The organism is Bacillus sp. S71 (genome assembly GCF_016625265.1).
GTDB lineage: Bacteria > Bacillota > Bacilli > Bacillales > Bacillaceae_G > Bacillus_A > Bacillus_A cereus.
The window spans coordinates 56,546-81,285 of record NZ_JACVUW010000014.1 but is presented as its reverse complement, the minus strand read 5'-3'; the positions used below and the strand labels follow the sequence as shown (position 1 = coordinate 81,285).

Genomic DNA, 24,740 nt, shown 5'->3' with positions numbered 1-24,740 from the left:
CCCTCCTTTTCTCTTTATAAACAAGCACCTAAAATAAGTGCACCAACAATATGTAATGATCCGGCTAACATCGCATGTGCAACGCTACCTTCTTTCGTACCTTCTTCTAAATCAAGACCAGACATTTTCTTTAATACGAATTCGATAAACATTTCTACCACTAATAAAATAACGAAAGAAACTGCTGATGCAAGAAGTGCTTGCCATAAATCATTTGCTTTCGTTATCGATTGAGATAAAATGTACCCTTGTGCAAATAATTTCATAATAAAACGAGTTGTTACAGCTGTATTTCCATTTTTGATTTCTTTTAAATCATTGTATTTTGTAAAAATCGAATCAACCCACATAATTGCAAATAAAAGTACTGCACTCGCTCCAGTCCATACAAGCATGGCAACTACATTCATCCATGTCATTGCAAAACCTCCTCAAAAATATAATAGAAAACCGACATGAATTTGTTTAGACATGTCGGTTCATTTGTCTCTATTCTATATTATTTCTCATACTGCTTCATAATACGAGCTAATTCATCGTCAACAGCAGAATTTTTGTTTAAGCTTGCGAATTCATCATCTAATGACTTTTCTTTCTTATAAACTTCACCGCTTGCTTCCGCTTCAGCCTCTAATTGAAGAGCTTTCTCCTCCATACGGCTTAAACCAGCCTTTGCTGAATTTGAATCAAATCCAGACATCGCCTGATTAATATTCTTCTGTGCTTTCGCTGCATTTACACGTGCTACAAGTGTTTCACGTTTATTTTTCAGCTCTGTTAATTGCTTGCGCATTTCTTCTAACTTAAGACGAAGATTATCAGCAGCAGCTTTATTTTGCTCGTAGCTTGCTTTATACTCATTCATCTTTTGCTCTGCATTTTGTTTTTCTTCTAATGCACGACGCGCAAGATCTAAGTTATTAGCTTGAACAGCCATATGAGCTTGCTCTTCACGTTTTTTCACAAGTGCTTCTTGCTCTTCAAATAATATTTTGAATTTCTTCTCAAGTGCGATTTGAGCTGCTACACTTTTCTCAGCTTCTTGTACATCCGCTTGCATATCGCGTAAATATTGATCCGTCATCTTAACTGGATCTTCCGCTTTTTCAATTAACGAGTACACATTCGACATTGTTAAATCTCTTAATCGTTTAAATACAGACATCTAAATTCCTCCTATGATATACCTCATATTTCAAATTCACTACTTGGAAAACTGAAAAATCTCCCTTTACAGTAAAGAATATTCATTTTTACAGCCTATGTGTTTATTATAACAAAACTAATATGTCCTTACATGTTATTTCCAAAATACATCCAATATAATATGACATTCTATATACAATATTGTATTTCTAATATATTCTCATTATTTCTCTTTGAAATTAACTTACTTTTGCGCACTTTCACTAAATTACATAAGTGTAATGTTACTGTAAGCTAACTCGATAGTTACGTTTCCATATTTCTTATACACTAATACCAGAAGCAACAAACAAGCTTCTTCACATGTAAGCACTAATACAAAAATTGTATTTACTATAAAACATATAAAAGGAGAAATCATCATGAAAAAATTAGTAGGAATCGGATTAGCAGCAGCAATTTCATTTGGAGCATTATCAGGTTGTTCTTTATTAGGAGAGAAAGCGAACGGTTTTGTACTGTACGGCTCAGAAGAACAAGTTCAACAAATTACAGATAAAAACAAAAAAGAAGTGAAAGAAAAAGACTTCTATAAAATGAAAATGACAACATTAGATGGTAAAAAAGTTCTTGTAATGGATAAGAAAACTGGTGAAGAACTAGTGAAAAAAGAGTTACTTAGCAAAGTTGATGAAAAAGACAACACGAAACCACTTGATAAATTACCAGCTGTAACAACAGAACAAGGTGTATTATTCGCAAAAGAGAAAGTAGAAAATGCTACACTTGATGGAGCGAAATTAAAATATGAAGGCAACACAATTATCGGAAGTGGCCGTGCATATACAGATATGTATGCGATTGTTGATGACGCAACTTACAGCAATGTAAAAGGTGATGAAAAATCTGTAGGTGTATTAAAATTTGATAAAGACCCGAGTAAAGAATTCCCTGGTTACAAAGGCGTAGAAGCTTCTCAACTTGTAAAAATTAAAAAGTAAAACAAAAAAGCTTTGCGAAATTGAAGTGCACCCCAATTGTTAGACACATAATTAACAATTGGAGGTGCATTTTTTATAGCTAAATTTTCTTCAAAAGATAAAATACAAGCAGTAAAACGATATCTAGAAGGTACTGAAGGTGGTTTTTTACTTACTAACTATATGACTGTCGTTGACATTGATCCGCTGAATAAATCTATAATTTGTACGGATGCATTTTATAATAATATGACTTTGAAGTTTATTGATATTATTGATGCAAAATAAAAAACCGCTCACAATCGTGGCTCTAATTGTTACTTTACATACACATAAGCTTTATTTACAATTAAGCAGGTTTCATTTCACATCAATATTATTATACTAATCTAAAGTTTCTGTATTTGCATTTTTTTCTTTTTATCTCATAATTTTAATTGGGGAAAGGGAGGAAAGAAATGGTTCAAATCAAAGTAACACCTGAAATGCTAGAAGAAGTTGCTAATCGTGCAAATAATACCAGAATCGCATTAGAATCTATACATAATAATCTATGTAATGAAATAGATCATTTATGTTTTCAATGGATTGGTGCCTCTAACCAACAGTTCATTCAAATGTTCAATGATGCAAGACCAAGAGCTTTTACATCTATCAATTCGATTATAAAAGTGGAAGAGGATTTGAAACGAATTGCCGAAAAATTCCGTACCGCAGATGCTTCATATGATGGAAATCTTGAAGAAGGAGCAATGTGTGGTAAGTTAAATAGTGAGAAAAATGATGGATCTTTACGTGACAAGGTTTGGCATGGTCTCAAGGAAACTTATGAGGATTTTAGTAAAGTAAAAAATTCCGATGAGTCTTTATATGATAAATTTAAACATGGTATCGATGCAGCGTATAAAGATGTGAATAAAATAAAAGACACTATAGATGATGAAATCGCATCTGCTTTTGAAAAATCTGGATCAGGTGTCCCCTATCACTAAAAAAAAGGAATGAGCGACGCTATAGGTGATGAATTATTAGGACTTGCAGATGCAGTTATCCATCCAATTGACACATTTAATAACACGATTGAAGCCGTTTCTCACCCAGTCGAGACGTTCAATACGATAAAACAAACAATTTCTGATTCTTGGAATCGTGATGTTACCAATGGTGACTCGTATAGTGGTGCAGAATGGTATGGAAGCGCGGCTGGTCATACTATATTGGCTGTTGGACAACTATTCGTAGGAACAAAAGGCGTGGATAAAATTGCAATGTTGAATCCTGGCACAAAATTAGCTGAGATTTCACGAACTGCTAATCAAAACTTGCAAGACGCTGCATCCTTATTCAATCGTAATCGCAATGAGTTTGCTTTAAGCTGGTGGAAATAATATACGCTCTGTATTTGATACACCTGATTTTAGAGCAACTGAGGAAAAGCTATCGACCCATCAGTTTGCTAGGGGGGAAGGAGCTTCCAGTGGGAACACGCCATATAAATTTGACTCATCACTTATGGAGCATGTTTTTCATGGTGAAGTAAGACAAAAATGGTGGGGATTAAAAGCTGTTGGTTATCATCACGAGAATATGATGGGGGGAGAGATAATTCGCGTTACTAGGCCACCAAATCCTGCAGGAGTATATGTTGCAGAGGTAAAGATTGATGGTATTGTAAAACAAGCTAAATCTTCATTTTTCCCTAAGGATTGGAATAGAGTCCAGGTAGTTGATTCTATTAAAGAAGCATATATCAATCGTGTTCAAATCGCTCCAAATAAATACGTAGGGCAAACTTCTTCTGGATTTAAGGTTGAGATGATTATTGAAAATAGAGAAATTACCACTTCTTATCCAAAATATACGAGAAGATAGTGAGGTTGTATTAATGAATTATTCACATGAATTTTGGCGTGACCCATTTGGTGGACTAAGAATTCGTTTACCAAAAGAAATTGCTATTGTATCTGACTTTATAGAAAACCTAGATGAAGATGAAGCGGATGAATACATAGAAGTTTTAGACCATGTCGTAGAGGGAAAGTACCCTAGTTATGAACTAGAATACAATGCTGCTGCTGTATTTATTGAACCTAAATATACAAGCGCGATTAATTATTACATTAGCCCACCAAATAATCAATGTAAATTAGAAACTTCAGAATTTAGGAGATTACTTTTGCTTTGGAGAAATAAAGTGATGACAGAAGGCCGAGATATTGAAGTAGATTAAAAAGACTGCCTGTAATGAAGTGCACTCCAATTGTTAGACACATAATTAACAATTGGAGGTGCATTTTTTAGGGCTAAATTTTCTTCAAAAGATAAAATACAAGCCGTAAATGGAACAATTTAAGGAAGAACTAGAAATTTATATTGATTACTACAATCACAAAAGAATTAAAACAAAACTAAAAGGATTGCCCCCTGTGCAATACAGAGTTCAATCCTTATTAGCTGCTTAATATATTTGTCTAACTTTTTGGATTCAATTCAAATTCGAAAAGCTTTTTTCTATTTATGAGCAATTTGCTCCATATCCGGGCTACAAGTTTGCGACTGACATGACTTATTTAAAGAACATGCCGCGCATTTTCCTTTTTTACTTCTCTTTACAAAATTAACTAACGTATATGCTGCATAACCAAAAATGATAGCTCCAATTATAATATTGACCATCATCACAATACATCTCCTTCTAGAATCCGAGTAAGGATCCAACTTGGTATATAATGAGCGTTAATACATAAGCAACTACGAGTGGATAAACGACTGAAAAAATCGTCCATTTCGCTGATCCTGTTTCACGTTTAATAACAGCTACGGTCGCTAAACACGGAACATATAATAAAATAAAGAACATAAATGCATAAGCTGATAATGCTGTATAATGTGCTCCCATTACATTTCCAAGCACATCTTCTTTAACCGCATAAATAATTGCCATTGTAGAAACGACAACTTCTTTCGCTAAAAATCCTGTTAAAAGGGATGCCGCAGCTTGCCACGTTCCGAAGCCGAGCGGTGCAAATAATGGTGCGATAAATCCACCAATCATCGCTAAGTAGCTATCTCCCATATCAACGCCAAATCCTGATGGACCTGCATAGTTTAATAACCAAATAACAACCGAACCACCAAAGATGAATGTACCAGCTTTACGAACAAATCCCTTTCCTTTCTCCCACGTGCTCAGCCATAACGTTTTCGCTTGTGGCACACGATAAGGCGGTAATTCAATTACGAAAATAGATTTTTCTGCTTTCAAAATCGTAAGAGACATAATTTTTGTAACTAATAACGCAAGAACAATCCCTGCAACATATAAAGAAAATACAACAGTCGCCTGACTATTAGGGAAGAATACGCCCGCAAATAATGCATATACAGGTAATCGTGCTGAACAAGACATAAACGGTGTTACTAAAATTGTAAGTAAGCGCTCTTTCTCCTGTTCAATCGTTCTCGCTGCCATAATACCTGGAACGTTACATCCAAAACCGATAATCATCGGAATAAAAGCTTTACCGTTTAAGCCGAAAAACTCCATAATTCTATCCATAACAACTGCAATTCGCGCCATATATCCTGAGTCTTCTAATAATGAAATGAAAAAGAATAGTGCAAAGATTTGTGGTACGAATACTAATACAGCACCAACACCGGCAATAATACCTTCTGTAACGAGTGCTTGAATAAAATCAGAAGCTCCAATACTTGTAAGTCCAGCCGTCACCCAATCCGTAAGCTGACCACCAAAAAACTCATCTAACATATCCGATAAAGGTGTACCAATCCACGTAAACGTAACCTGAAAAATAAAAAACATAACTGCTAAAAAGATTGGAAGTCCTAAAATTTTATGTGTAATTAATCTATCAATTTTTTCTGAAAAAGGAATTTTTCCTTCTTTCTCATGCTTCATAACATTTGTTTTTAACTTTTCAATATACGCTTCACGAGTTTTGTAAATGTGCTCTTCTAACGTACAATCAAGTTTTCCTTCTAAGCGAGATCGAATGGCTATGAGTTCCTTATAAATTGGTAATGCTTTCATTTCTTTTTCTACTACTTCGTTATTGCTTAAAAATTGAAGTGCTAACCATCTCGGATGCTCATAATTCGCTGTCTCTAAAAGAGCAATTACTTCTCCAATTCCTTCATCCATTTGTACACCATATGAAATAAGGAATGGCTTTTTCTCCTTTTTGTCATTTTCTTTAAGAGTCGCAAGTAGTTCTTCACAACCTTTTCCACTTCTTGCAACGACAGGAACGACTGTTACACCTAATAGTTCTGATAATCGTTTTACATCAATGACAATTCCTCTTTGCTTCGCCACATCAACCATATTTAAACCAATTGAGACCGGCTTACCAAATTCAAGTAATTGCAACGTTAAATGCATATTTCTCTCAAATTGCGAAGAATCTACGATATTTAACATATGATTAAATTCTTCTGTTAATAGAAAGTTTGTTACAACACCTTCATCACGTGAAACTGGATTTAAATCATACACACCTGGTAAATCAATTAATGTTCCTTGTCTATCTTTTAATTTACCAACCTTTTTTTCTACTGTTACACCGCTCCAGTTTCCTACGTATTCATAAGAACCAGTAAGTGCATTAAATAATGATGTCTTCCCTGTATTCGGATTCCCTAGCAAAGCTACCTTATTCACGCTAATTCCACCTTTATCATTTTCGCGTCACAATGACGAATACTAATTAACTGTCCACGACACTCCAATGTACAAGGACCTTTGAACATCGCTTTCTGTTTCAAGCGAAGTTCGCTTCCTTCCGCAAGACCGAAAGCAGCTAGTCTACGCTTTAATAGCTGATCTAAAGACTGAATACTTTTTACTAACACTTTCTCTCCAATTTTAATATCTACTAAGCTCATAACCTTCCCCCTCAGAAGAGAATGATAATTATTTTCAAAAAAATTATACCACACCCAATTTCTCTTGTACTATACCCTTTTACTTCATATTTATTAACATTTCGCTACAATTCTATTTCAATTATTGTCATACAGCATTTGTTTGCCATTCTCATCCATTTCGCTTACAATAAACAATAGCAAATAAAGAATCTCGTTATCACTGGGGGAGCCATGCTGCTGAGAGGGAACACTTCGTTCCGACCCTTCGAACCTGTTAGTTAATGCTAACGCAGGGATTGTGCAAACGTCCGAAATACATACCTCATTTTTATTTACGTATTTCGTATCCTCCTATGATATCTATTCTTTTTTGTACAACTTGGATTTAGGGGGATACAACATGCGTAACACCAATTTACAAGCGATGATCGAATCTGCTATTCTTGCAGCCTTCGCCTTGGTCATCGACATTTTACCACTTTCAATCAAAATATCAGCAACAGGCGGTTCCATTTCATTTGCTATGATTCCTATTTTTATTATCGCATACCGCTGGGGCTTCAAAATGGCTTTCTTAGGAGGCTTAATTTGGGGATTATTACAAATTGTCGTAGGCGATGCCATTATCGTCACACCAATTCAAGTATTAATTGAATACTTTGTTGCTTTCGCATTCATTGGATTTGCTGGTTTATTCTACCGTCCAATTCAAAAGGCGCTTTTAGCGTCAAATGAAAATAGCGAAGAACAATCAAATTTAGGTAGCCGTAAAGACAAACCTTCATCAAAACCAAACCAAGGAAAGAAAGTAATTGGATACATTATCGTCGCTACTTTTATCGGTAGTCTAGCTCGTTACTTCTGTCACTTTATCGCTGGTATCATTTTCTGGGGACAATATGCACCAAAAGGCCAATCGGCTTTCCTATATTCTTTAATATTTAACGGTAGTACAATGATTGGTTCCTATATTCTATGTACCGTTTTACTTATATTTTTATTTATCACTTCACCACGCTTATTCAAAAGCATCAGTGCTTATCAAATGAATACACAAAAAAAGGGCGCTTAATGAGCGCTCTTTTTTCATATCGTAATATTAATTAAAAATACAATAAATGCGCAAAAGAAAATAAATACCATTATACTTAGCCAATTGCTATGCACGGTTCATCGACTCCTTACATAACCTCATATTCTAAACAAATTATACTGATTAAAAATAAAGATTAGGTAAAGATAATATGAAAATAATTTAAAAAAACGTAGATTATATTTTCTACGCTTTTTTCGGTAAATAGAAATAAAATAACACACCATCTTCTGTATTTCCTGCCCCATATTCAGTATCATGTAGTTCTAAAATATTCTTTGAAATGGCAAGCCCAAGCCCCGTCCCACCTTGTGAACGCTGACGAGCTGTATCCACTCGATAAAAACGATCCCAAATTTTATCTAATTGTTCTTCTTCAATGTGAGTACCTTTATTTTCAATGCACACTTTTATATGATCCTTCTCATCTATTGTAGAAATAATAATATCTTCTTTATTTGGTGTATAACGTATGGCATTCGTAATGAAATTCACGATGACTTGTTCAATCCGGCCTTGATTTGCAATCACTTCAAATGAACATATATTTTTATGAACACGAAGCTCTTTTTTCTCTATTTCCACAGATAGATGTTCACATATGTCTTCAATTACTGTATCAATATAAAACGAATCCTTTTTCATTTTATATGTACCAGATTCAAATTTAGCTAACTCAAGCATATCCAAAATTAACGTATCCATCTTGTCTACTTCTCTCTCCATCGCCTGAAAATAATAATCCTTTTTATGCTCAGCTACCCCGTCTTTTAAAATAGAAATACAGCTTTTCATAATACTTAGCGGTGTTTTTAATTCATGTGAAACACCAGAAATGAATTCTTTTCGCGTCTTTTCTAACTTTCTTTCCTTTTCAATATCTTCTTCTAACTGCCCAATATGCGAATGGAGTTTATTTGATAGCACATTAATATTTTTCGATAAATCTCCAATTTCATCTTTTGAAGTAATCGGTATTTTTTCTGTAAAATCTAATTGTGCTATTTTCTTCGTCGTATCATTTATTTTTAATAACGGTTTTGCAATTTGTTTTGAATAATAAAACGAAGCTAAAAAAATAAGAACGACTACAAATGCAATGATATAGATGTAATAATCTTGCACCATTTGTACAGCTTCATCTACGGGCTGTAAAGAAGCCATCGCATAAATATATGTTACTGATCCATCTTTTTCTTTTATTGGTTTCATTAATAATTTATATTTTATATCATTCTTTCCATAGTCCATTGTCTTTGTTGAATACTCTATTTGATTACTCTCTTTTAGTAATACATCCGTTTGAAATTCTTTTATACTATCCAAAAATAAAGTATTTTTATAAATTGGATTTACGGGGCCTTTTACATCTGGAAACTGTACTTTTGTAACACGCCCTCCTATGTAAACATCTGGTTCTTGGGCAGCTTGCTCCTGAACGGCTGGCCTCTTCTCCTTAACAACTTGTTCCCCGGTTGCTTTCTTTTTCTCCTCATATAATTTTCTCATTTTCTCATTAAATGCTTTTTCTAGCGGTTTATTAGATCCGCTTAAATTCTGTTTAGATAAAGAAAAAGAGAATGGAATAAAACTATCTTCTTTTCTCACTCCAGAAAAATAAATTTCTTGCCCTAAAAAATGCTCTGATAATTTATTATCAATCTCCTCTATATTGACGAGATTACCTAAGGGAATTTTGAATATTTGTTGTCCAAAGCTCTTTTGTTGCCTACGATCTATCGTTACTTCAAAATAAAAATCATCTGCATGTTTTAAATTCCCGTTCTTATCTAATGTCGTAATCCACGTATTATTTTCTCTTAAAAAGTCTTGCTCTAGTTTCTGAATTTCTTCTGCATTTCCTGCATGATTTAAATAGTTCTTCCCAAAGGAATTTAAATTCACTTTAATATCTTCCACTTTTCGATTCGCATAATATTGTTTAAAAAATATCGTTTGTCCAATAAATATCGTCGCTAAAATCAACATGCACAATGCTGTTGTAAGAGTAAATAATTTTAGTACAATTCCATTCCTCATACATTGCCCTCAAATTTATAACCTGTGCGTACTACAGTTGTAATGTACTTTGCTTTCTCTCCTAATTTATTTCTTAAATTACGAATATGACTATTAACCGTTCGATCATCACCAGCAAATTCATATCCCCAAATTCTTGAAATGAGTTGCTCTCGCGTTAAAACGATTCCTTGATTTTTCATGAAATACGCTAATATTTCAAATTCTGTATGCGTTAAATTAATATCAGTTCGATTTACCGTAACAGTGCGTGACGGAAAATGAACGTGAATATCGTGGATTGATAATGTATCATCTTCATTCTCTAAAAGTTGCTTTGTCACTTTTCTGCTTTCTAACAACCTTTTCGCTCTTGCTAATAAAATTGGCGGACTATACGGCTTCGTCACATAGTCATTTGCCCCAAGTTCAAAACCAAGTAGCGTATCGTCTTCATCTACGCGTGCCGTTAGCATAATAATAGGCACCTCGGACGTCTTTCGAATCCTTCGGCAAACAGACCATCCATCAAGTTCTGGCAACATAATATCTAAAATAACTAAATCAACCTCTTCTTCTTCAAATACAACTAAAGCCTCTTTCCCGTCCCTCGCTTCAAACACTACATATTGCTCACTTAAAAAATAATCTTTTAATATTTCACGTAATATGTCTTCATCTTCAACAATTAAAATGTTTTTTGACATAACTGATATATCCCCCTCCCGTTTTCAGAAACTATAATTTCACTTTGAATAACTGCCAGTTAACGTCGCCTCGATAATATATCTATCTGGTGCATCCCCTATATAATCAAATGGGTAACAAGTTGTCAGTGTTAATATCGGTTCTTCTTTTTTTATAATAACAGTACGATCATCCGCATGAGTAATCCATGTCTTTTGAATTTCATATGTGTACGTTTTATTATCATACTCTAAAACAAGAGTATCCTTTTCTTTCAACTCTCCTAAATCTGTAAATACAGTATCTCGGTGTCCACTCAGTACAGTATGTCCTCCTCCAGATGGGGTTGTCGTTAAATTACTAACAAACATACCAACTCCTTTTTTCAAAGTCGTATCATCCGCTCCCCAATATATAGAAAACTTCTTCTTTATTTTCGGTATGTTTAACATCGCTACCTTTTCACCTTCTTTATGTTCTTTTTGAGAAGAAGGCACTTGAGAAGTTACAGGTGTTTCATGAGAAAGTTGAGTATCTTGTATATTTTTAAGGCTCTTTATTTCTTCTTTCGTTAATTCTTGAGCAGAGCTTTTTCCTTTATACCATTCCACAGCGTAATAGGATCCCATGAATAGCCCAATAGCCATCAATATGATACCGATATAATTGAGTAACTTCATTCTTCATCCCTCCATGCAAAAAATGGTAGGAGTAACCTACCATTTTTAATATATGAAATTATTCCATTCTTTATAGGAAAATATTTTATTTACACTTTAATCTTATTGCGACGATTCAAACCAAATAATGTACCTATCGCTACAAGACATGCACTTAATCCCATCATTGCTACATTATTTGATGCTGTATTTGGTAATTTTTCACCTTGTACAACTGGCTTTACTACTTCTTTTTTAGCTACTTCATTCTTTTGCTCGACTTTTATCGCTGCTTCTTTTTTTGCCATATCATTTTTTAACTGTTCTTGCGCTATTCTCTTTTTCTCTTCTTCACTCTTTTTCTCAGCTTTTATTGCTTCCTCTTTTTTAGCCATATCATTTTTTTCTTGTACTTGGGCCGCTTGTTTTTTCTCTACTTCATTTTTTTGCTGTTCCTTAATTGCTTCTTCTTTTTTAGCTTTATCTTGTTGCACTTGCGCTTCTTCTTCCTTTGTTACTGTTCCAGTATCCGCACTCGCTACTGAAGAATATCCTACTGTTAAAAGTGCCATTGCACAAATTGGTAATAGTCTCTTTTTCATCTTCATTCTCTCCTTATATTTTATTCACATCAACTCGCACCGGATGTATTACTAGAATAAGCAAGAGATATAAATATAAGATGCAGATGAAATATATTTCATTTAAAGATTTCATTGTAGAAAAAGAAAAAAACATCGTAATATGTACGATGTTTTTTCGGGTGTGTGTCTCAATATTTACATGTTACTTTCGCGTGATTTGGAAGTAGAACGGGCCGGAGCGATAACTAATTGTCTCGGCTCAGTTTTCTTGAAGTGATTTTTGACGTTACACTTACGACGTTGAACAACCCACGCTTTAATAGGGTTTGTTAAAATAATCTTTTGCTCTTCGTTAGGGGCCTCTTCTTCAAACCTACAACTTTCGCTCCATTTATTCCATTTCATTGTAAATTTAGAAGAAGAATGATCATCTTCACGATCAAACAAGTGCAAAAAATCCATTTTTCCATCTAGCATTACGGTGTTACTAATCGCTAAAAAAGAAAAGGTCGTCCAACGTTTCTCCATGCCCTCCTACTCCTTTTTCACATATAGAGTGCCTAAAACTTAATTTACCTAAAATATGCTTGCCTTTTACCTTACACCCATAGTTTATCCAAAATGCTATTATGCAACTATCGATTTGCCTTACAACTACCTTACATTTTTGTAAGAAACAAAAAAACCTTCACTCTATATAATGAAGGTTTCTTACTTGTTATCTATATGATCTCTCATATCATCAAGTCCAGCTTCTTTTAGCTGCGACATCATACCGTGCGAAATTGCTCCTAACACTAAAGTCATTCCAATTAATGAAATACGAATCGCAGGTACATCAATTACGTAAGCCAACAGGCCAAGAACAATTGTTAAAAGTAATGCTTTTATAAATGTTACACTTGTGTACTGTTTCTTCTTCATCATATTCACCCTTTATGGAAGCGTTTTCTTAATATACTTAGTATATCATATCATCAGATGATTTTGTCGTTGTCTTTGTAAAAAATTACTATCTTCTTTGACTTTTTCTATTCTATCCTTTACAGTCGAAATGTTCGCAAGTTTTACACTGTAGGAGGATTACAATGAATATTGAAATAAAAGACACTTTAATTTCTGAAGAACAATTACAAGCAAAAGTGAAAGAATTAGCACTTCAAATCGAACGTGACTTTGAAGGAGAAGAAATCGTAGTTATCGCCGTATTAAAAGGTTCATTCGTATTTGCTGCTGATTTAATTCGTCACATTAAAAACGATGTAACAATTGACTTCATTTCTGCATCTAGTTATGGAAATCAAACAGAAACGACAGGAAAAGTGAAACTACTAAAAGATATCGACGTAAACATTACTGGAAAAAACGTAATTGTTGTAGAAGATATTATCGATTCTGGTTTAACACTTCATTTCTTAAAAGACCACTTCTTTATGCATAAACCAAAGGCACTCAAGTTCTGTACATTACTTGATAAACCAGAACGCCGTAAAGTGGACTTAAAAGCTGAATATGTTGGCTTCCAAATTCCAGACGAATTTATCGTTGGCTACGGTATCGACTGTGCTGAGAAATATCGTAACTTACCATTTATCGCTTCAGTTGTAACGGAGTAATATAATAAAATAAGCTTCCATCAATTACTGATGGAAGTTTATTTTCTATCACGATTCGTAAAAGACAAAGGGAGAGAATAAAAATGACAAAGACAAAATTTGAAAAAGTACTCCTCATCGTAAATCCGAAAGCTGGTCAAGGTGACTTACATACAAATTTAACAAAAATCGTACCACCTCTTTCCGCAGCTTTTCCTGATCTACATATCCTTCATACGAAAAAACAAGGTGATGCAACAAAATATTGCCAAGAGTTTGCTAGTAAAGTAGATTTAATTATCGTCTTTGGTGGGGATGGAACAGTATTTGAATGCACAAATGGCTTAGCACCTCTCGAAACTAGACCTACACTTGCAATTATTCCAGGTGGAACTTGCAACGACTTCTCTCGCACACTTGGTGTTCCGCAAAACATTGCAGAAGCGGCAAAACTTATTACAAAAGAACATATAAAACCAGTTGACGTTGCAAAAGCAAATGGACAACATTTCTTAAACTTCTGGGGGATTGGTCTCGTATCTGAAGTATCAAACAATATCGATGCAGAAGAAAAAGCAAAGCTTGGTAAAATCGGTTACTATTTAAGCACAATTCGAACTGTAAAAAATGCTGAAACATTCCCAGTAAAAATTACTTATGACGGACAAGTATATGAAGACGAAGCTGTCCTTGTCATGGTTGGAAATGGTGAATATCTTGGTGGTATTCCATCCTTTATTCCGAACGTAAAATGTGATGACGGAACACTTGATATTTTCGTAGTCAAATCAACAGGTATTCAAGCATTTAAAGATTACATCGGAAAGAAACTATTCGAGGATTCAAATGAAAATGACATCTTCCACGTAAAAGCAAAATCCATTCATATTGAAACGAAAGAAGAAAAAGAAGTAGATACAGATGGAGAAAGTTCGCTTCATACACCTTGTCACATTGAATTATTACCAGGACACTTTACGATGATTTATAATCCTGCGGTTGTGTAAAGAAAAAAACGAGTGCTAGCACTCGTTTTTTCTCTTCTAATCTAGCTATGTCGTTGAATCATTTCTTGTATTTCTTTAACTCTCTCTAAAGTAATTCCATTTCTTTGTTCGATTGCTAAAGGATGCTCGGTTGGCTCTAATTCAACATACGGTGCCATTCCAAATTCTCTTATATGTACATTTGTTTTTAAATTTAATGTTTCTGGATAAACTGGTATTTCTACAGATAACCACCCAAAATAAGGATCACTATTTTCTCGGCCTCTCTCATCCCACTTTTCTAATACTTCATCATAACTTTCTTTACTAAGTGATACCCAAACAGTCCATATGAAGTTTTCGTGGTAGTCAATGATAGGAATCTCTAAACAACCTCTAATAAAGTAATGCTCATCGTCCATTACGCAAAGTTCTGATGTTAAATGGAAGCGTCCCTCTCTTTCATGAGGCGCTACCTCGTAATAATAATATGGTGCTTCACTTCCGTAGCATAGAGGTAGTGCAAAACGATTCATTTTTACTTTTTCCCCGGATTTTCTTCTTCTTTTCATTTATTATTCTTTCTCCTATCCTTTTCAGTCACAATCAAACTCTACCCAATTTCTCCAATGCGTATTAGAATCCTTCTTCATAATAACACTTGGATCTTTCTTCTCTATTGCAGCGGCTACTGATTGGAAGAATTCATTTTCACTTACTTTTTCGTCTTCAACATGTTTCCATTCTTCCGTTTCATACGCTAGTTCCCAATTACCTTCTAAACCGAACTCTTCTAAAATCTCTTCTTTACTCCACCATAATAATGTTCTAACTTCTTCATTAGTAGCAAGCATACGCATAAAGTATGTTGGATAATGCTCTGTCGTTTGTACTTCTATTCCATTATTTATATAATCCTCTTCTGTAAATTCATATTCAAAATGATGCTCACGAATTTTTAGACTGCCGTTATAAATATTCGGCATAAATTCACCTTCATCATCAAACAACTCATAATTGCCATCATTTAATTGTAAAATGCAATCATCACCCATTGAATGAGTAATTCTATCTCCATATACTTGAATATCATTACATACACCTAATGAACCTACACCAACAAGTTGAAACACCATTAACCAATCCTTAGTATCTTTAAAGAAAAGAGAGAATTTCACTTGCGAAATATCCATATATTCATTATCAAATGCAGGAAATTCATAGTTACTTTGCTTTTTATCTAATAGTTTTAAAATATCTTTTTGCATATGTAGCATCTTCACCTCGATATAAACAAAAATATTTTTTTAATTTCACTAGAGTATAACATAACCATACTTAACTGTGACATTCTAATAACACTACTAAAAAATAGAAGAATGGCTTGTTTGCATACTCTAGTTCTTTTTATGTACAATGAAGGAAAGAAGCATCTTCATATAAGGGAGAGGACAAACTTTGTTCAACCAACAGTTAGTTAATTTACGCATTGATTTTGCATTTAAACAATTGTTTGGTACGAATGGTAGCGAAGATATTCTAATTGCATTTTTAAATGCTATGTTACAAGAGTCTTTAGAGTCGCCCATTGCTTCTCTACAACTAGAAGATCCACATTTACACAGGGAATATGAAGAGGATAAGTTATCTATTTTAGACATTTCAGCGACATTAGACACAGGAACAAAAGTCAATGTAGAAATACAACTCAATAATAATCACGATATGGTTAAACGCAGTTTATATTATTGGGGAAGACTATACACATCTCAACTACAAAAAGGGATGCCCTACAGTGCACTTCACAAAACCATCACCATAAACTTACTAAACTTCGTAATGTTTTCGGAACACCCAGCCTTCCATACAACGAGCATATTATGGAATACACAACAAAAAAAGCTCCTAAGTGACGACATAGAAATCCACATTATAGAAATTCCAAAGTTAACTGAACAATGGCATGAAGAAAAAGTAAATCCGTGGAAAGATCCATTTGTTCGTTGGCTTTTATTGCTTTCAGCAAATGAGGATGAGCACTTAACTAAACTATTGGAGGATATTGCTATGAACGAAGATCCTATTTTACAAAAAGCGATAAATAAATGGGAACGTATGAGTCAAGATTCTTCTTTCCGGCAAGCCTATGACGCAAGGGAGAAAGTTTTAATGGATGAAGCAGCAAAATTCGCCCATGCAGAGACAGAAGGAATAAAAAGAGGAATGGAACAAGGAATTAAAAAAGGGCTTGAAAAAGGCATTGAACAGGGCATTGAACAAGGCATTGAACAAGGCATTGAACAAGGCATTGAACAAGGCATTGAACAAGGCATTGAACAAGGTCGAAAAGAAGGAGTTCAACAGGGGAAAATTCAAATGATTAAAAATATGTATGATCTTGGTATACCACTTGAAACGATTGCTAAGGCAAGTAAATTAAGTTTGCATGAGATTGAGCATATTTTAGGACATAAATAGTGATAAAAAAAGAGCTTGAATAGTTTCAAGCTCTTTTTTATCAACTCTCCTCAATATCATCCAATTGAGTTTTATAACATTCATCACACTCTGGCCTCGTAGGAAGGATCCCTCTTTCATCAGGTAATAAAACCCTCAAAACTTCTCGATCCATCTCTACGAAAGACTTCATAATAATGGGATATCCTTCAATAATATTCGTATACTCAATCCCTTGTTCAAACTTTTTTCCGCTCTTTATTTCTTCTATTATGGTACAAAAAACACTATGCGCGACTTCAGGATCCATATTTAATGCTATTTGTAAATCTTGATGATTAAAGTTATCTCTTAGACCATGCGTATGATAATTAGCATGGATGCCATCAATATCTTCTGCTAATATGCTATGCATGTACCATCCATACTCTTGTAGCATATTTTCTTCCCATTCATCTGCATCCTCTTCTAAATCTTCATCAAACAAATTCGGATCATACCACACGTCCTCGTAATCTCCAGCAATTAAAAATCTCCAACCAGGTGGTAACCCTAAATACTTCTTTATTTCAGGTGCCCATTCATCAATATGTTGAACGTGTAAAGGAAGAAAGAAATCTTCTTCTGTCCCCATTTCTTCACCAGCCCAAATGTACCAACCTGTCGTTCCATTTTCTATAGGCATTCGTAACCCATTAATCGGAGCGATACCATCTTTCACATTTTGCGCTATTCCTAATTTCAAGTCATTCGGAGATTCTACATACTCCGCTTTATATTTATCACATATACCCCTCTGTTCTTTTATGTATTTTTCCATCCTTTTAGCACACTCCCCAATTTTTGAAAGATAGATTTCTTTGCCGAAGCACTCTCTAACTTCCATACCCCACACTGGTTATAAAATGGATCCTCTTGTTCATAACGATTATCTATATAATGAGATAAAAGATACACTGGAGCATCTTCTGTGAAACTAATTGTATCTCCATCTTTCAAATTAGGTTTTTCCAATATATTATGTAGGTTAAAATCATTTAATAAATCTACAGCTACTTCCGGATCTATCCCTCCGTCTAAAACAACGTCTGGTAGATTAAATGCTTGCATTCCACATGAATAGTAACCGTCCTCTTCATCTCCAACTAAAGTTACAAGGTGCGAATACATCGGGAATATTTCCTTATTCTCTGCAAGCTCTTGCCATTCTTCTTTCGAATAAGCCACACCTGCTGTTTCAACTTTTAAAGCAAGTCCACCTGCATTTAAAAGTTCCATTCCTACATCAATTACTTCTTGTAATCTCTCTGTATCGTCAACTTTTGCAATAACATACACTGTATAAGTATGCTTCTCCAACTCCTGAAGCAATTCTTCATCAAAACGCTCACCACCTGCATAGAAGAAAGCCTCTCTCAAAGAAGGGTCTTGTTCATATATATCAATTTCAAAGCCAATCTCTTTCTCCTTATGGTGCATAACATTTCCCGCTAATATATAGTTACTTTTACTCACAACTTCTTGTATTAATTCTGTTCTATCTTTCCATAAACCAGGTACTCCAATAACGATTTGTGTCTCCATCATATGCACTCCACTTCTCATCTATTTTCAATCAATTCTTTCAATCTTCCAAACTAAATTAGCTGGGATATCTTTCTCTAAAAAGGTTAACATCCATACAGTTTTTCCTTTATCGTTCATCAGTAGCACTTTATGGTTTAACTTCCAAGCCACTTCACTAACATGATGAAACATCTTATACATATCTTCTTCTCTAATAAGCTTTTCCTTTTTGATTAACCGCCTCGTTCTATACTCTCTTATTTCTAAGTACACGTCAGCATAAGCCACTTCATGCTGACATGTTATACTACATACGTATTTTTTATTCGGACTACTCTTTTTTATATATACGAACTCGTTTCTATAATTCAATTCTAGTATCTTATTCTTCACTTTTTCTAACTCTTCTATATCCCAATCATATTTCACAGCTAAACGCTTCATTTCAACATGAACGATTTGAAGGGCTAATTCTTTTTTCTCTCTATCTGATAAATATGGAAAATCCTTCACACTCTCATACTCCACAAAAACATTCATATATTCAGGGAAAATTCTATATTTCTTCTCCCACTCATCGAGTAATGAAATATCATCCACACAATGAATCAAAATCCCTTTCTCATAATCCATTCTTAACTTTGGCATATGTCGACAATATAAAGAAGTAATACTGCTCGTCTCTTTACCAAAAGAGATGTCTTCATCGTAGTTGCTTGTAGATGTTAACTGTAATGCCTCTATGTTTCTGGTATGCTCTTTTACTTTTAGAAAACTCAATTGTATATCTCTTATAACCGGCATTTGTTCTCTCCTCTTCGCAATACAACTATGAAATATCTTTGTTAATACGCCTTAATCAATTTCAAGCCAGTCCATTCCCATAGAAAGAAATAACAGTCCGATTACCAAAAAGAGACCCCCAGTTAAAAAATAGAATGGCGCTCCGTGCAATGGATCACTAAATAACTCTATCAAATTTCCAGCTACTACTTTCCATTTCTCTCTCTTTGAATTTTTTTCTTTTAATTCTTTTACAAATCGATAAATACTGAAACTGATTAAAGTGATACCAATTAATAAACATCCTGCTATGATAAGAATTTCCAAATGTAACACTCCATTTAAATACCATCTTCATTTACACCTCATTTTAACTAAAAAAAGCGAAAGAGAACATAATTTTCACTATGCTCTCTTTCGCTTTTTCAAAAACTGTATACCTTATTTTCATTTACTAACAATCCTGAAATAAGAACGAACTGTTAAGTAATAATAACCAATATAAATAACACTATACACACCGATGCTAATTAGTAACGGAACTGCAATTTCATACGGAATCACTGTCGCTAATCCTTTTAGCGCGAATAAAGTGTGTAATATACCAACTACTAAAGGAATGAAGAAGATAAATCTCATTTGTTTTGCGATTGCTTTTTTCATTTCTTTTTTCGTGACACCTAGTTTTCGAAGAACGATGTAACGCTCACGATCTGCATGTGCTTCTGTTAATTGTTTGAAGTAAATGATAGATCCTGTTGCAAGTAAAAATACAAGTCCTAAGAATATACCACTAAACATCATTAACCCTGACGTTTCAATACCGCTGCGGAATATTGTATAGAAGTCACTGAATTGCCCTCTTCCTTCTGCATCTTCTTCCGGTATCACTTTCTTTAATTTCTCCGTTAACACTTTACTGTTTCTTTCGTCTTTTACATCAATATTTTTCACAGTATGAGAACCAATTGTCTTCTTCGCCTGCTCATATACTTCGTCTGGAACGACAACTAGAAGTTCATATAGGTTTGTAATATTTCGCGCTTGTACTTCTTTCACTTGTACTGGTGCTACCTCTCCAATGGGGAACATAGCTTTTTTCCCTTTATATACACCACTATCTCTGTTCCCTTCGCTATACATGCCATCAAATGCATACAATTCGTTCTTCTTTAAATCTATAGTTTTTTCATTTAAATACTTTGCAATTTTATTAAAAGATGACTTTGCGATAATTTCAGTTGTTCTTGCATGTAAACTATCTTTATTTGAAATATTATCACCGTATTCTCCTACTACTTTTACCGTCTCTAACTCATATTGATGAATGACTTCATTCTTTTCTTCTTTTAAAATCTCATCCACTTTACGATCTAATTCCATATCTTTCTTTTCATATGAATAACTAACTGGATGATACTTCTTCGCCTGCATATATGTGTTGTAATACATCGTAACAGACGTTCCAACTGCCGTTAACGTTACTGCGCTTAATAATGCAATTGTTGCTAGCGATTTTGCATTTCCTTTAATGCGGTATAGTAACTGAGATGTCGTAACCATTTTCATTCCGTTATAGAATGAAGATTTTTTGTTTCGCACTCTCTTTAATACAAAAACAGTAAAGAACATAAATAATAAATACGTTCCAAGTGCTGTCGCTAATACAATGTAAAGTGCAAGTGGCATAAAGTTATCGCTGCTTGCATTTTTAATAGCCGTTACTGATAAAAAATAACCTGATCCGATTAATAATAAAGAAATGATAGCCATTATTTTCGAACCTTTTGGCATGACTTCGCCTTCGTTATCTGCACGGAATAGCTCGATTAACTTAAATTGATAAATAACACGGTATCCTTTAAATGATGTATAGAAAATAATGAAACAAAAAATAACTGCTGTATCTATAATCGCTCCAATTGGCACTTCAAAATGAACATTTACATGTAGCTCTAACATATTTAAAAGTAGCTTTAGGAATCCTTTTGAGAGTAAACTACCAATTACAATTCCGATTACTAACGATGATAAACCCATTAACATATTTTCATAAAAAAGCATTTTACCAATTTCTTTTTTTCGAATACCGAGTAAAGAATAAAGACCTATTTCTTTCTTACGCTTTCGTGTAAAGAAACCATTCGAATATATAATAAATATTGCAACGAAAATAATAAGCATTACACTCGCAAGCTGGAATCCTCGTCCAATGTTATCTCCAGCTTTACTTATTTGTGAATTGTATTGCAACGCCTTAAACGTAAAATAAATGACGATGCTAAAAATCATGGAAGCAAAGTATATAAAATAATCTTTGAAATTCCGTTTTATATTCCGAAGCGCGATGCTAGATAAGCTCATTTGTAGCACCTCCAGAGATTGAAGACATCATATCAATAATTTGTTGGAAGAACTGTTTACGTGTCATCTCTTTGCGATGTAATTCTTTATACAACTTTCCGTCTTTAATAAATACAACTCGTTTACAATAACTTGCTGCAAATGCATCATGCGTTACCATTAAAATCGTTACACGATCTTTTTCATTTAATGTCTTCATACTTTCTAATAAATCTGTCGCTGACTTCGAATCAAGCGCCCCCGTTGGCTCATCTCCAAAAATCATACTTGGATTTGTTACAATCGCTCTTGATGCTGCACATCGTTGTTTTTGCCCACCTGACGCTTCATACGGATATTGATTTAAAATATGATTTATTCCAAACTTCTTCGCAATCTCCTCAACGCGAGCTTCTACTTCTTTCGCCTTCACCTTGGATAAGGCTAGCGGCAAAGCGATATTTTCTCGTACTGTTAACGTATCTAATAAGTTATAATCTTGAAAAATAAACCCTAAATGATTACGTCGGAATAACGCCAATTCATCATCATTCATCTTCACAATATCTTTTCCATCAATTAAAATCTCGCCCTTTGAAGCTGTATCAATGGTAGAAAGTACATTCAAAAGTGTCGTCTTACCAGAACCAGACGGTCCCATAATGCCAACAAATTCTCCCTCTTTCACCTGTAAATGAATATCCTTCAACGCTTCAAACGTATTACCACCCGTATCATATATTTTCGAAATCCCTTTCGCCTCTAACATTATTTTCATCTATCCGTACCTCCTGTTATGATTCTTGATGTTCTCTTTAAGCAACAGAATTCAGTATAGATACATTTTCTTAACAAATAGTGACGGGGTTTCTTAATATTTTCTTAAAAAGAAAAATCCAAAATCATAAGAATTGATTTTGGATTTAATATAGTTAAAATATTAAATTACATTTCGAACAAAAAGGAGCCGAATTCCCTTTTCTAATTTTCGCATCACATTTTGGGCAATATACATATCGCTCTTCTATCATTTGTCGCTCTATCATATGTAAGGATACTATTCTCATACTGCACATAATCCCAATTAATATAAGGCTAACAATGAGTAGCATACCTCTCGCCCTCCCCCTTTATTATTTTACCATAAAATAACAAAACCGATTCTCTCATCTAGAACCGGGTTTATACTTACAATCCTAACTTCACCTTCGCGCCATCAGGAATTATTTCTTCTTCTATTTGTACCTTATCGTGCACAGACTTTCCTCTCGTAATTACATGCCAGTAGGAACCTTTTTGCAATGTATCCACTCCATCAATTGTTATTTCTTTTTCGTTTCCATCCTTATCATATGTGTTCACTGTGTATGCACGGCCTTTATTTCCACCTAAATCTTTTCCATCGTTATCAATTACCGCATAACGATATTCTAATTTAAGAAACGGATTCATGGAATCTACTGTAGCACTCCCATTTAACAAATATGCCACTCCTGCTATGATGACAAGTAATGATCCTAAAATAAATCTTTTCATCTATATTCCGCCTTTCATTATGTTTTTCTATAAGACCTTTCTAAGTATAGAGAGCATTTCTTAATAAAAACTCGTGCGGTTTCTTAACTTTTTCTTAATGTAACAGGGCTTTGCATCAGCACTTCGATAAATAAAGCCATATTAATAATAAAAGGAGGCTGCCGCCTCCTTTATTTACTCATCACTGTATTTCTTTTTTGTCTGTATAAATAAAACACACTCACAATCAATGCAATACTTCCGCCAAAATACAAACCATACTCTATCGCAACTGCTACAATTCTTTCAATATGTTGTCCAAATAAAGAACCTAGTACGAAATAAACGAGTGTCCAAACAAATCCTGTCGTATAAGAATACAAAGCATACGTCTTAAATGACATATTATTCATTCCAACTAAATACGGCACGATATGTCTTACAACTGGTATGAAATAGCTTGTCACTAACGCGTACTTTCCGTATTTATCAACCATTTCTTGTGATTTTATTAAATACTTCGCTTTTTTCTTTTTCATCAATTTATGGAGTACCTTCGTGCCAAATACCTTCCCTAATATATATCCTAAAGAAAGCCCTGATACAACACCTAAATATGTTAATACAAATGAAGGAACAACACTTAATATACCTACTGAAGATACGAAACCACCACTCATAACAATCATTTCATCTGGAATTGGCATACCGATAATACCTAACCATAAACAGAAAAATAATGCCCAATAACCGTATTGCTCGATATAGGATAATAATTCATGTAATTCCATTATGCATACGCTCTCCTTAGTTCTTTTTTGCAACTAAAGACGTAGGCTGGCGGGAAATTGAGCCATACTTTTTCTAGTGTAATTTCAGGGAAGAAATGCTGTATAAACCCTTTTTTCACAAGTGAATATTGAAATGTAATGAATTCACCATTCTCATGTATCGCTTCCATCGCATTATTTAAAATGCGCTTTGAAACTTCTTCTGGTAAAGAAGTGAAAGGCAACCCTGATAAAACGTAATCAATGCATTCTATATTGAGCTCCTCCATATACTTCTTTATATTTTCAGCTGAACCGTGTACAACAATGACATTCTGCTCATCTTTAAACTTTCTTTTTAATTCTTTGAAAAATACTTCATTAATTTCAATAAGAAGAAATATTGTTTCCTTCTTTTTTCTCTTCATAATCTCTTTCGTAAAAACCCCTGTGCCAGGCCCTAACTCTACAATACATTTCGCTTTATTAAAATCAATTACATCGACCATTTTCTTTGCTAATATTTTTGAACTTGGCGCAATTGCACCAGTATGTTTTGGATGCTTTATAAATTCATGTAAAAATGTAATGAGCTGCATGTAAACCTCTCCTCATTCGTTCGATAGTTTTTAACTTGTGTCTAAGTATAACTATCGTTTCTTAATAA

Annotated in this window: 30 protein-coding genes, 2 pseudogenes and 1 riboswitch; of the genes and pseudogenes, 9 read left to right on the top strand and 23 right to left on the bottom strand. The window is 34.1% G+C overall.

What is annotated here, in order from left to right; genetic code table 11:
* Window positions 1-14 precede the first annotated feature (14 nt).
* Together IBT51_RS23170 and IBT51_RS23165 are read right to left on the bottom strand one after the other, a co-directional pair.
* Window positions 15-419, bottom strand: a complete 405-nt coding sequence (locus IBT51_RS23170; RefSeq protein WP_000220087.1) for a DUF350 domain-containing protein — start codon at window positions 417-419, stop codon at window positions 15-17.
* Between the two features lie 80 nt (window positions 420-499).
* Window positions 500-1,165: a PspA/IM30 family protein gene (locus IBT51_RS23165; RefSeq protein ID WP_000110281.1), complete on the bottom strand. Its 666-nt coding sequence runs from the start codon at window positions 1,163-1,165 to the stop codon at window positions 500-502.
* Between the two features lie 403 nt (window positions 1,166-1,568).
* Here IBT51_RS23165 and IBT51_RS23160 point away from each other — a divergent pair, with 403 nt between their 5' ends.
* The 5 genes and pseudogenes from IBT51_RS23160 to IBT51_RS23140 form a co-directional block, all read left to right on the top strand.
* On the top strand, window positions 1,569-2,147 hold the full coding sequence (locus tag IBT51_RS23160) for a lipoprotein BA_5634 family protein (RefSeq protein ID WP_048565089.1): 579 nt from the start codon (window positions 1,569-1,571) through the stop codon (window positions 2,145-2,147).
* Window positions 2,148-2,222: 75 nt separating this feature from the next.
* Entirely contained in the window at window positions 2,223-2,414 is a 192-nt protein-coding gene (locus IBT51_RS23155; RefSeq protein WP_053563491.1) for a YolD-like family protein, read from the top strand.
* Window positions 2,415-2,584: 170 nt separating this feature from the next.
* Window positions 2,585-3,998 (top strand): annotated as a pseudogene (locus IBT51_RS23150) (WXG100 family type VII secretion target).
* 13 nt (window positions 3,999-4,011) lie between these two features.
* Complete coding sequence (locus tag IBT51_RS23145; protein ID WP_001109640.1) at window positions 4,012-4,356, top strand: hypothetical protein; 345 nt, start codon at window positions 4,012-4,014, stop codon at window positions 4,354-4,356.
* A gap of 109 nt (window positions 4,357-4,465) precedes the next feature.
* Window positions 4,466-4,588: pseudogene (locus tag IBT51_RS23140) on the top strand (IS3 family transposase); the annotation flags it as partial.
* 49 nt (window positions 4,589-4,637) lie between these two features.
* Here IBT51_RS23140 and IBT51_RS23135 read toward each other — a convergent pair.
* From IBT51_RS23135 to IBT51_RS23125, 3 genes are read right to left on the bottom strand one after another with little or no spacing between them, the layout of a single operon-like run.
* Complete coding sequence (locus tag IBT51_RS23135; RefSeq protein ID WP_000989597.1) at window positions 4,638-4,805, bottom strand: FeoB-associated Cys-rich membrane protein; 168 nt, start codon at window positions 4,803-4,805, stop codon at window positions 4,638-4,640.
* A 16-nt stretch (window positions 4,806-4,821) separates the two neighbouring features.
* On the bottom strand, window positions 4,822-6,810 hold the full coding sequence (gene feoB / locus IBT51_RS23130; RefSeq protein ID WP_053563489.1) for a ferrous iron transport protein B: 1,989 nt from the start codon (window positions 6,808-6,810) through the stop codon (window positions 4,822-4,824).
* Window positions 6,807-7,034, bottom strand: coding sequence for a FeoA family protein (locus IBT51_RS23125; protein WP_000060512.1), 228 nt, complete (start codon window positions 7,032-7,034; stop codon window positions 6,807-6,809). Before IBT51_RS23125 ends, feoB begins: the two co-directional genes overlap by 4 nt.
* Before the next feature lie 194 nt (window positions 7,035-7,228).
* Window positions 7,229-7,330: riboswitch (TPP riboswitch) on the top strand.
* A gap of 86 nt (window positions 7,331-7,416) precedes the next feature.
* On the opposite strand from IBT51_RS23125, the gene IBT51_RS23120 reads away from it, so the two are divergent.
* Window positions 7,417-8,088: an energy-coupled thiamine transporter ThiT gene (locus IBT51_RS23120; RefSeq protein WP_001246567.1), complete on the top strand. Its 672-nt coding sequence runs from the start codon at window positions 7,417-7,419 to the stop codon at window positions 8,086-8,088.
* A 207-nt stretch (window positions 8,089-8,295) separates the two neighbouring features.
* Here the strand turns inward: IBT51_RS23120 and IBT51_RS23115 are convergent, their stop codons facing one another.
* The 6 genes from IBT51_RS23115 to IBT51_RS23090 form a co-directional block, all read right to left on the bottom strand.
* Window positions 8,296-10,149 (bottom strand): sensor histidine kinase, encoded by a 1,854-nt coding sequence (locus tag IBT51_RS23115; protein ID WP_200458606.1) that lies wholly within the window; start codon window positions 10,147-10,149, stop codon window positions 8,296-8,298.
* Window positions 10,146-10,835 (bottom strand): response regulator transcription factor, encoded by a 690-nt coding sequence (locus IBT51_RS23110; RefSeq protein ID WP_016079950.1) that lies wholly within the window; start codon window positions 10,833-10,835, stop codon window positions 10,146-10,148. The genes IBT51_RS23115 and IBT51_RS23110 overlap by 4 nt, the downstream gene beginning before the upstream one ends.
* Window positions 10,836-10,874: 39 nt before the next feature.
* Window positions 10,875-11,495 (bottom strand): class D sortase, encoded by a 621-nt coding sequence (locus tag IBT51_RS23105; RefSeq protein WP_200458607.1) that lies wholly within the window; start codon window positions 11,493-11,495, stop codon window positions 10,875-10,877.
* Window positions 11,496-11,584: 89 nt separating this feature from the next.
* Entirely contained in the window at window positions 11,585-12,076 is a 492-nt protein-coding gene (locus IBT51_RS23100) for an LPXTG cell wall anchor domain-containing protein (RefSeq protein ID WP_069356357.1), read from the bottom strand.
* A gap of 177 nt (window positions 12,077-12,253) precedes the next feature.
* A complete protein-coding gene (locus IBT51_RS23095; protein WP_086403938.1) occupies window positions 12,254-12,586 on the bottom strand; it encodes a hypothetical protein in 333 nt (110 codons plus the stop codon).
* Window positions 12,587-12,769: 183 nt separating this feature from the next.
* Entirely contained in the window at window positions 12,770-12,985 is a 216-nt protein-coding gene (locus IBT51_RS23090; RefSeq protein ID WP_002041936.1) for a hypothetical protein, read from the bottom strand.
* A gap of 161 nt (window positions 12,986-13,146) precedes the next feature.
* Here IBT51_RS23090 and hpt point away from each other — a divergent pair, with 161 nt between their 5' ends.
* A complete protein-coding gene (gene hpt, locus IBT51_RS23085; protein ID WP_001019294.1) occupies window positions 13,147-13,674 on the top strand; it encodes a hypoxanthine phosphoribosyltransferase in 528 nt (175 codons plus the stop codon).
* 83 nt (window positions 13,675-13,757) lie between these two features.
* Window positions 13,758-14,660, top strand: a complete 903-nt coding sequence (locus IBT51_RS23080; protein ID WP_200458608.1) for a diacylglycerol/lipid kinase family protein — start codon at window positions 13,758-13,760, stop codon at window positions 14,658-14,660.
* Between the two features lie 41 nt (window positions 14,661-14,701).
* Here IBT51_RS23080 and IBT51_RS23075 read toward each other — a convergent pair whose 3' ends face one another.
* Together IBT51_RS23075 and IBT51_RS23070 are read right to left on the bottom strand one after the other, a co-directional pair.
* Complete coding sequence (locus tag IBT51_RS23075) at window positions 14,702-15,211, bottom strand: DUF2199 domain-containing protein (protein WP_200458609.1); 510 nt, start codon at window positions 15,209-15,211, stop codon at window positions 14,702-14,704.
* A 24-nt stretch (window positions 15,212-15,235) separates the two neighbouring features.
* Window positions 15,236-15,907 carry a DUF7003 family protein gene (locus IBT51_RS23070; protein WP_200458610.1) on the bottom strand — a complete coding sequence of 224 codons (672 nt, stop codon included), beginning with the start codon at window positions 15,905-15,907 and terminating at the stop codon, window positions 15,236-15,238.
* A 190-nt stretch (window positions 15,908-16,097) separates the two neighbouring features.
* Between IBT51_RS23070 and IBT51_RS23065 the strand changes: the two genes are divergently transcribed.
* The gene (locus tag IBT51_RS23065) at window positions 16,098-17,117 is read left to right on the top strand and encodes an Rpn family recombination-promoting nuclease/putative transposase (RefSeq protein WP_098289596.1); all 1,020 of its coding nucleotides are present in this window, start codon (window positions 16,098-16,100) and stop codon (window positions 17,115-17,117) included.
* Window positions 17,118-17,157: 40 nt separating this feature from the next.
* Here IBT51_RS23065 and IBT51_RS23060 read toward each other — a convergent pair whose 3' ends face one another.
* The 10 genes from IBT51_RS23060 to IBT51_RS23015 all read right to left on the bottom strand — a co-directional run bounded on the left by IBT51_RS23060 (window position 17,158) and on the right by IBT51_RS23015 (window position 24,672).
* On the bottom strand, window positions 17,158-17,916 hold the full coding sequence (locus IBT51_RS23060; protein ID WP_088024164.1) for a DUF4262 domain-containing protein: 759 nt from the start codon (window positions 17,914-17,916) through the stop codon (window positions 17,158-17,160).
* Entirely contained in the window at window positions 17,901-18,680 is a 780-nt protein-coding gene (locus tag IBT51_RS23055; RefSeq protein ID WP_142245194.1) for a DUF4261 domain-containing protein, read from the bottom strand. The genes IBT51_RS23060 and IBT51_RS23055 overlap by 16 nt, the downstream gene beginning before the upstream one ends.
* A 27-nt stretch (window positions 18,681-18,707) precedes the next feature.
* Window positions 18,708-19,466, bottom strand: a complete 759-nt coding sequence (locus IBT51_RS23050) for a hypothetical protein (protein WP_006929192.1) — start codon at window positions 19,464-19,466, stop codon at window positions 18,708-18,710.
* Between the two features lie 51 nt (window positions 19,467-19,517).
* Entirely contained in the window at window positions 19,518-19,772 is a 255-nt protein-coding gene (locus tag IBT51_RS23045; protein WP_088024169.1) for a hypothetical protein, read from the bottom strand.
* A 120-nt stretch (window positions 19,773-19,892) separates the two neighbouring features.
* Entirely contained in the window at window positions 19,893-21,809 is a 1,917-nt protein-coding gene (locus IBT51_RS23040; protein ID WP_200458611.1) for an ABC transporter permease, read from the bottom strand.
* A complete protein-coding gene (locus IBT51_RS23035) occupies window positions 21,796-22,566 on the bottom strand; it encodes an ABC transporter ATP-binding protein (RefSeq protein WP_088024175.1) in 771 nt (256 codons plus the stop codon). The genes IBT51_RS23040 and IBT51_RS23035 overlap by 14 nt, the downstream gene beginning before the upstream one ends.
* Before the next feature lie 154 nt (window positions 22,567-22,720).
* On the bottom strand, window positions 22,721-22,900 hold the full coding sequence (locus IBT51_RS23030; protein WP_000924676.1) for a hypothetical protein: 180 nt from the start codon (window positions 22,898-22,900) through the stop codon (window positions 22,721-22,723).
* Between the two features lie 76 nt (window positions 22,901-22,976).
* Window positions 22,977-23,324 carry a YxeA family protein gene (locus IBT51_RS23025; RefSeq protein WP_078401137.1) on the bottom strand — a complete coding sequence of 116 codons (348 nt, stop codon included), beginning with the start codon at window positions 23,322-23,324 and terminating at the stop codon, window positions 22,977-22,979.
* A 170-nt stretch (window positions 23,325-23,494) separates the two neighbouring features.
* Window positions 23,495-24,094, bottom strand: a complete 600-nt coding sequence (locus IBT51_RS23020) for a DedA family protein (RefSeq protein WP_098250696.1) — start codon at window positions 24,092-24,094, stop codon at window positions 23,495-23,497.
* The gene (locus IBT51_RS23015) at window positions 24,094-24,672 is read right to left on the bottom strand and encodes a class I SAM-dependent methyltransferase (RefSeq protein ID WP_001176064.1); all 579 of its coding nucleotides are present in this window, start codon (window positions 24,670-24,672) and stop codon (window positions 24,094-24,096) included. The genes IBT51_RS23020 and IBT51_RS23015 overlap by 1 nt, the downstream gene beginning before the upstream one ends.
* Window positions 24,673-24,740 lie beyond the last annotated feature (68 nt).

What these genes read in the sequence shown, in the direction of transcription:
- IBT51_RS23170 (WP_000220087.1), bottom strand. Translation starts at nt 419, where the DNA reads ATGACATGGATGAATGTAGTTGCCATGCTTGTATGGACTGGAGCGAGT.
- IBT51_RS23165 (WP_000110281.1), bottom strand. Translation starts at nt 1,165, where the DNA reads ATGTCTGTATTTAAACGATTAAGAGATTTAACAATGTCGAATGTGTAC.
- IBT51_RS23160 (WP_048565089.1), top strand. Translation starts at nt 1,569, where the DNA reads ATGAAAAAATTAGTAGGAATCGGATTAGCAGCAGCAATTTCATTTGGA.
- IBT51_RS23145 (WP_001109640.1), top strand. Translation starts at nt 4,012, where the DNA reads ATGAATTATTCACATGAATTTTGGCGTGACCCATTTGGTGGACTAAGA.
- IBT51_RS23135 (WP_000989597.1), bottom strand. Translation starts at nt 4,805, where the DNA reads ATGATGGTCAATATTATAATTGGAGCTATCATTTTTGGTTATGCAGCA.
- IBT51_RS23125 (WP_000060512.1), bottom strand. Translation starts at nt 7,034, where the DNA reads ATGAGCTTAGTAGATATTAAAATTGGAGAGAAAGTGTTAGTAAAAAGT.
- IBT51_RS23120 (WP_001246567.1), top strand. Translation starts at nt 7,417, where the DNA reads ATGCGTAACACCAATTTACAAGCGATGATCGAATCTGCTATTCTTGCA.
- IBT51_RS23115 (WP_200458606.1), bottom strand. Translation starts at nt 10,149, where the DNA reads ATGAGGAATGGAATTGTACTAAAATTATTTACTCTTACAACAGCATTG.
- IBT51_RS23110 (WP_016079950.1), bottom strand. Translation starts at nt 10,835, where the DNA reads ATGTCAAAAAACATTTTAATTGTTGAAGATGAAGACATATTACGTGAA.
- IBT51_RS23105 (WP_200458607.1), bottom strand. Translation starts at nt 11,495, where the DNA reads ATGAAGTTACTCAATTATATCGGTATCATATTGATGGCTATTGGGCTA.
- IBT51_RS23100 (WP_069356357.1), bottom strand. Translation starts at nt 12,076, where the DNA reads ATGAAAAAGAGACTATTACCAATTTGTGCAATGGCACTTTTAACAGTA.
- IBT51_RS23095 (WP_086403938.1), bottom strand. Translation starts at nt 12,586, where the DNA reads ATGGAGAAACGTTGGACGACCTTTTCTTTTTTAGCGATTAGTAACACC.
- IBT51_RS23090 (WP_002041936.1), bottom strand. Translation starts at nt 12,985, where the DNA reads ATGATGAAGAAGAAACAGTACACAAGTGTAACATTTATAAAAGCATTA.
- hpt (WP_001019294.1), top strand. Translation starts at nt 13,147, where the DNA reads ATGAATATTGAAATAAAAGACACTTTAATTTCTGAAGAACAATTACAA.
- IBT51_RS23080 (WP_200458608.1), top strand. Translation starts at nt 13,758, where the DNA reads ATGACAAAGACAAAATTTGAAAAAGTACTCCTCATCGTAAATCCGAAA.
- IBT51_RS23075 (WP_200458609.1), bottom strand. Translation starts at nt 15,211, where the DNA reads ATGAAAAGAAGAAGAAAATCCGGGGAAAAAGTAAAAATGAATCGTTTT.
- IBT51_RS23070 (WP_200458610.1), bottom strand. Translation starts at nt 15,907, where the DNA reads ATGCAAAAAGATATTTTAAAACTATTAGATAAAAAGCAAAGTAACTAT.
- IBT51_RS23060 (WP_088024164.1), bottom strand. Translation starts at nt 17,916, where the DNA reads ATGGAAAAATACATAAAAGAACAGAGGGGTATATGTGATAAATATAAA.
- IBT51_RS23055 (WP_142245194.1), bottom strand. Translation starts at nt 18,680, where the DNA reads ATGGAGACACAAATCGTTATTGGAGTACCTGGTTTATGGAAAGATAGA.
- IBT51_RS23050 (WP_006929192.1), bottom strand. Translation starts at nt 19,466, where the DNA reads ATGCCGGTTATAAGAGATATACAATTGAGTTTTCTAAAAGTAAAAGAG.
- IBT51_RS23040 (WP_200458611.1), bottom strand. Translation starts at nt 21,809, where the DNA reads ATGAGCTTATCTAGCATCGCGCTTCGGAATATAAAACGGAATTTCAAA.
- IBT51_RS23035 (WP_088024175.1), bottom strand. Translation starts at nt 22,566, where the DNA reads ATGAAAATAATGTTAGAGGCGAAAGGGATTTCGAAAATATATGATACG.
- IBT51_RS23030 (WP_000924676.1), bottom strand. Translation starts at nt 22,900, where the DNA reads ATGCTACTCATTGTTAGCCTTATATTAATTGGGATTATGTGCAGTATG.
- IBT51_RS23025 (WP_078401137.1), bottom strand. Translation starts at nt 23,324, where the DNA reads ATGAAAAGATTTATTTTAGGATCATTACTTGTCATCATAGCAGGAGTG.
- IBT51_RS23020 (WP_098250696.1), bottom strand. Translation starts at nt 24,094, where the DNA reads ATGGAATTACATGAATTATTATCCTATATCGAGCAATACGGTTATTGG.
- IBT51_RS23015 (WP_001176064.1), bottom strand. Translation starts at nt 24,672, where the DNA reads ATGCAGCTCATTACATTTTTACATGAATTTATAAAGCATCCAAAACAT.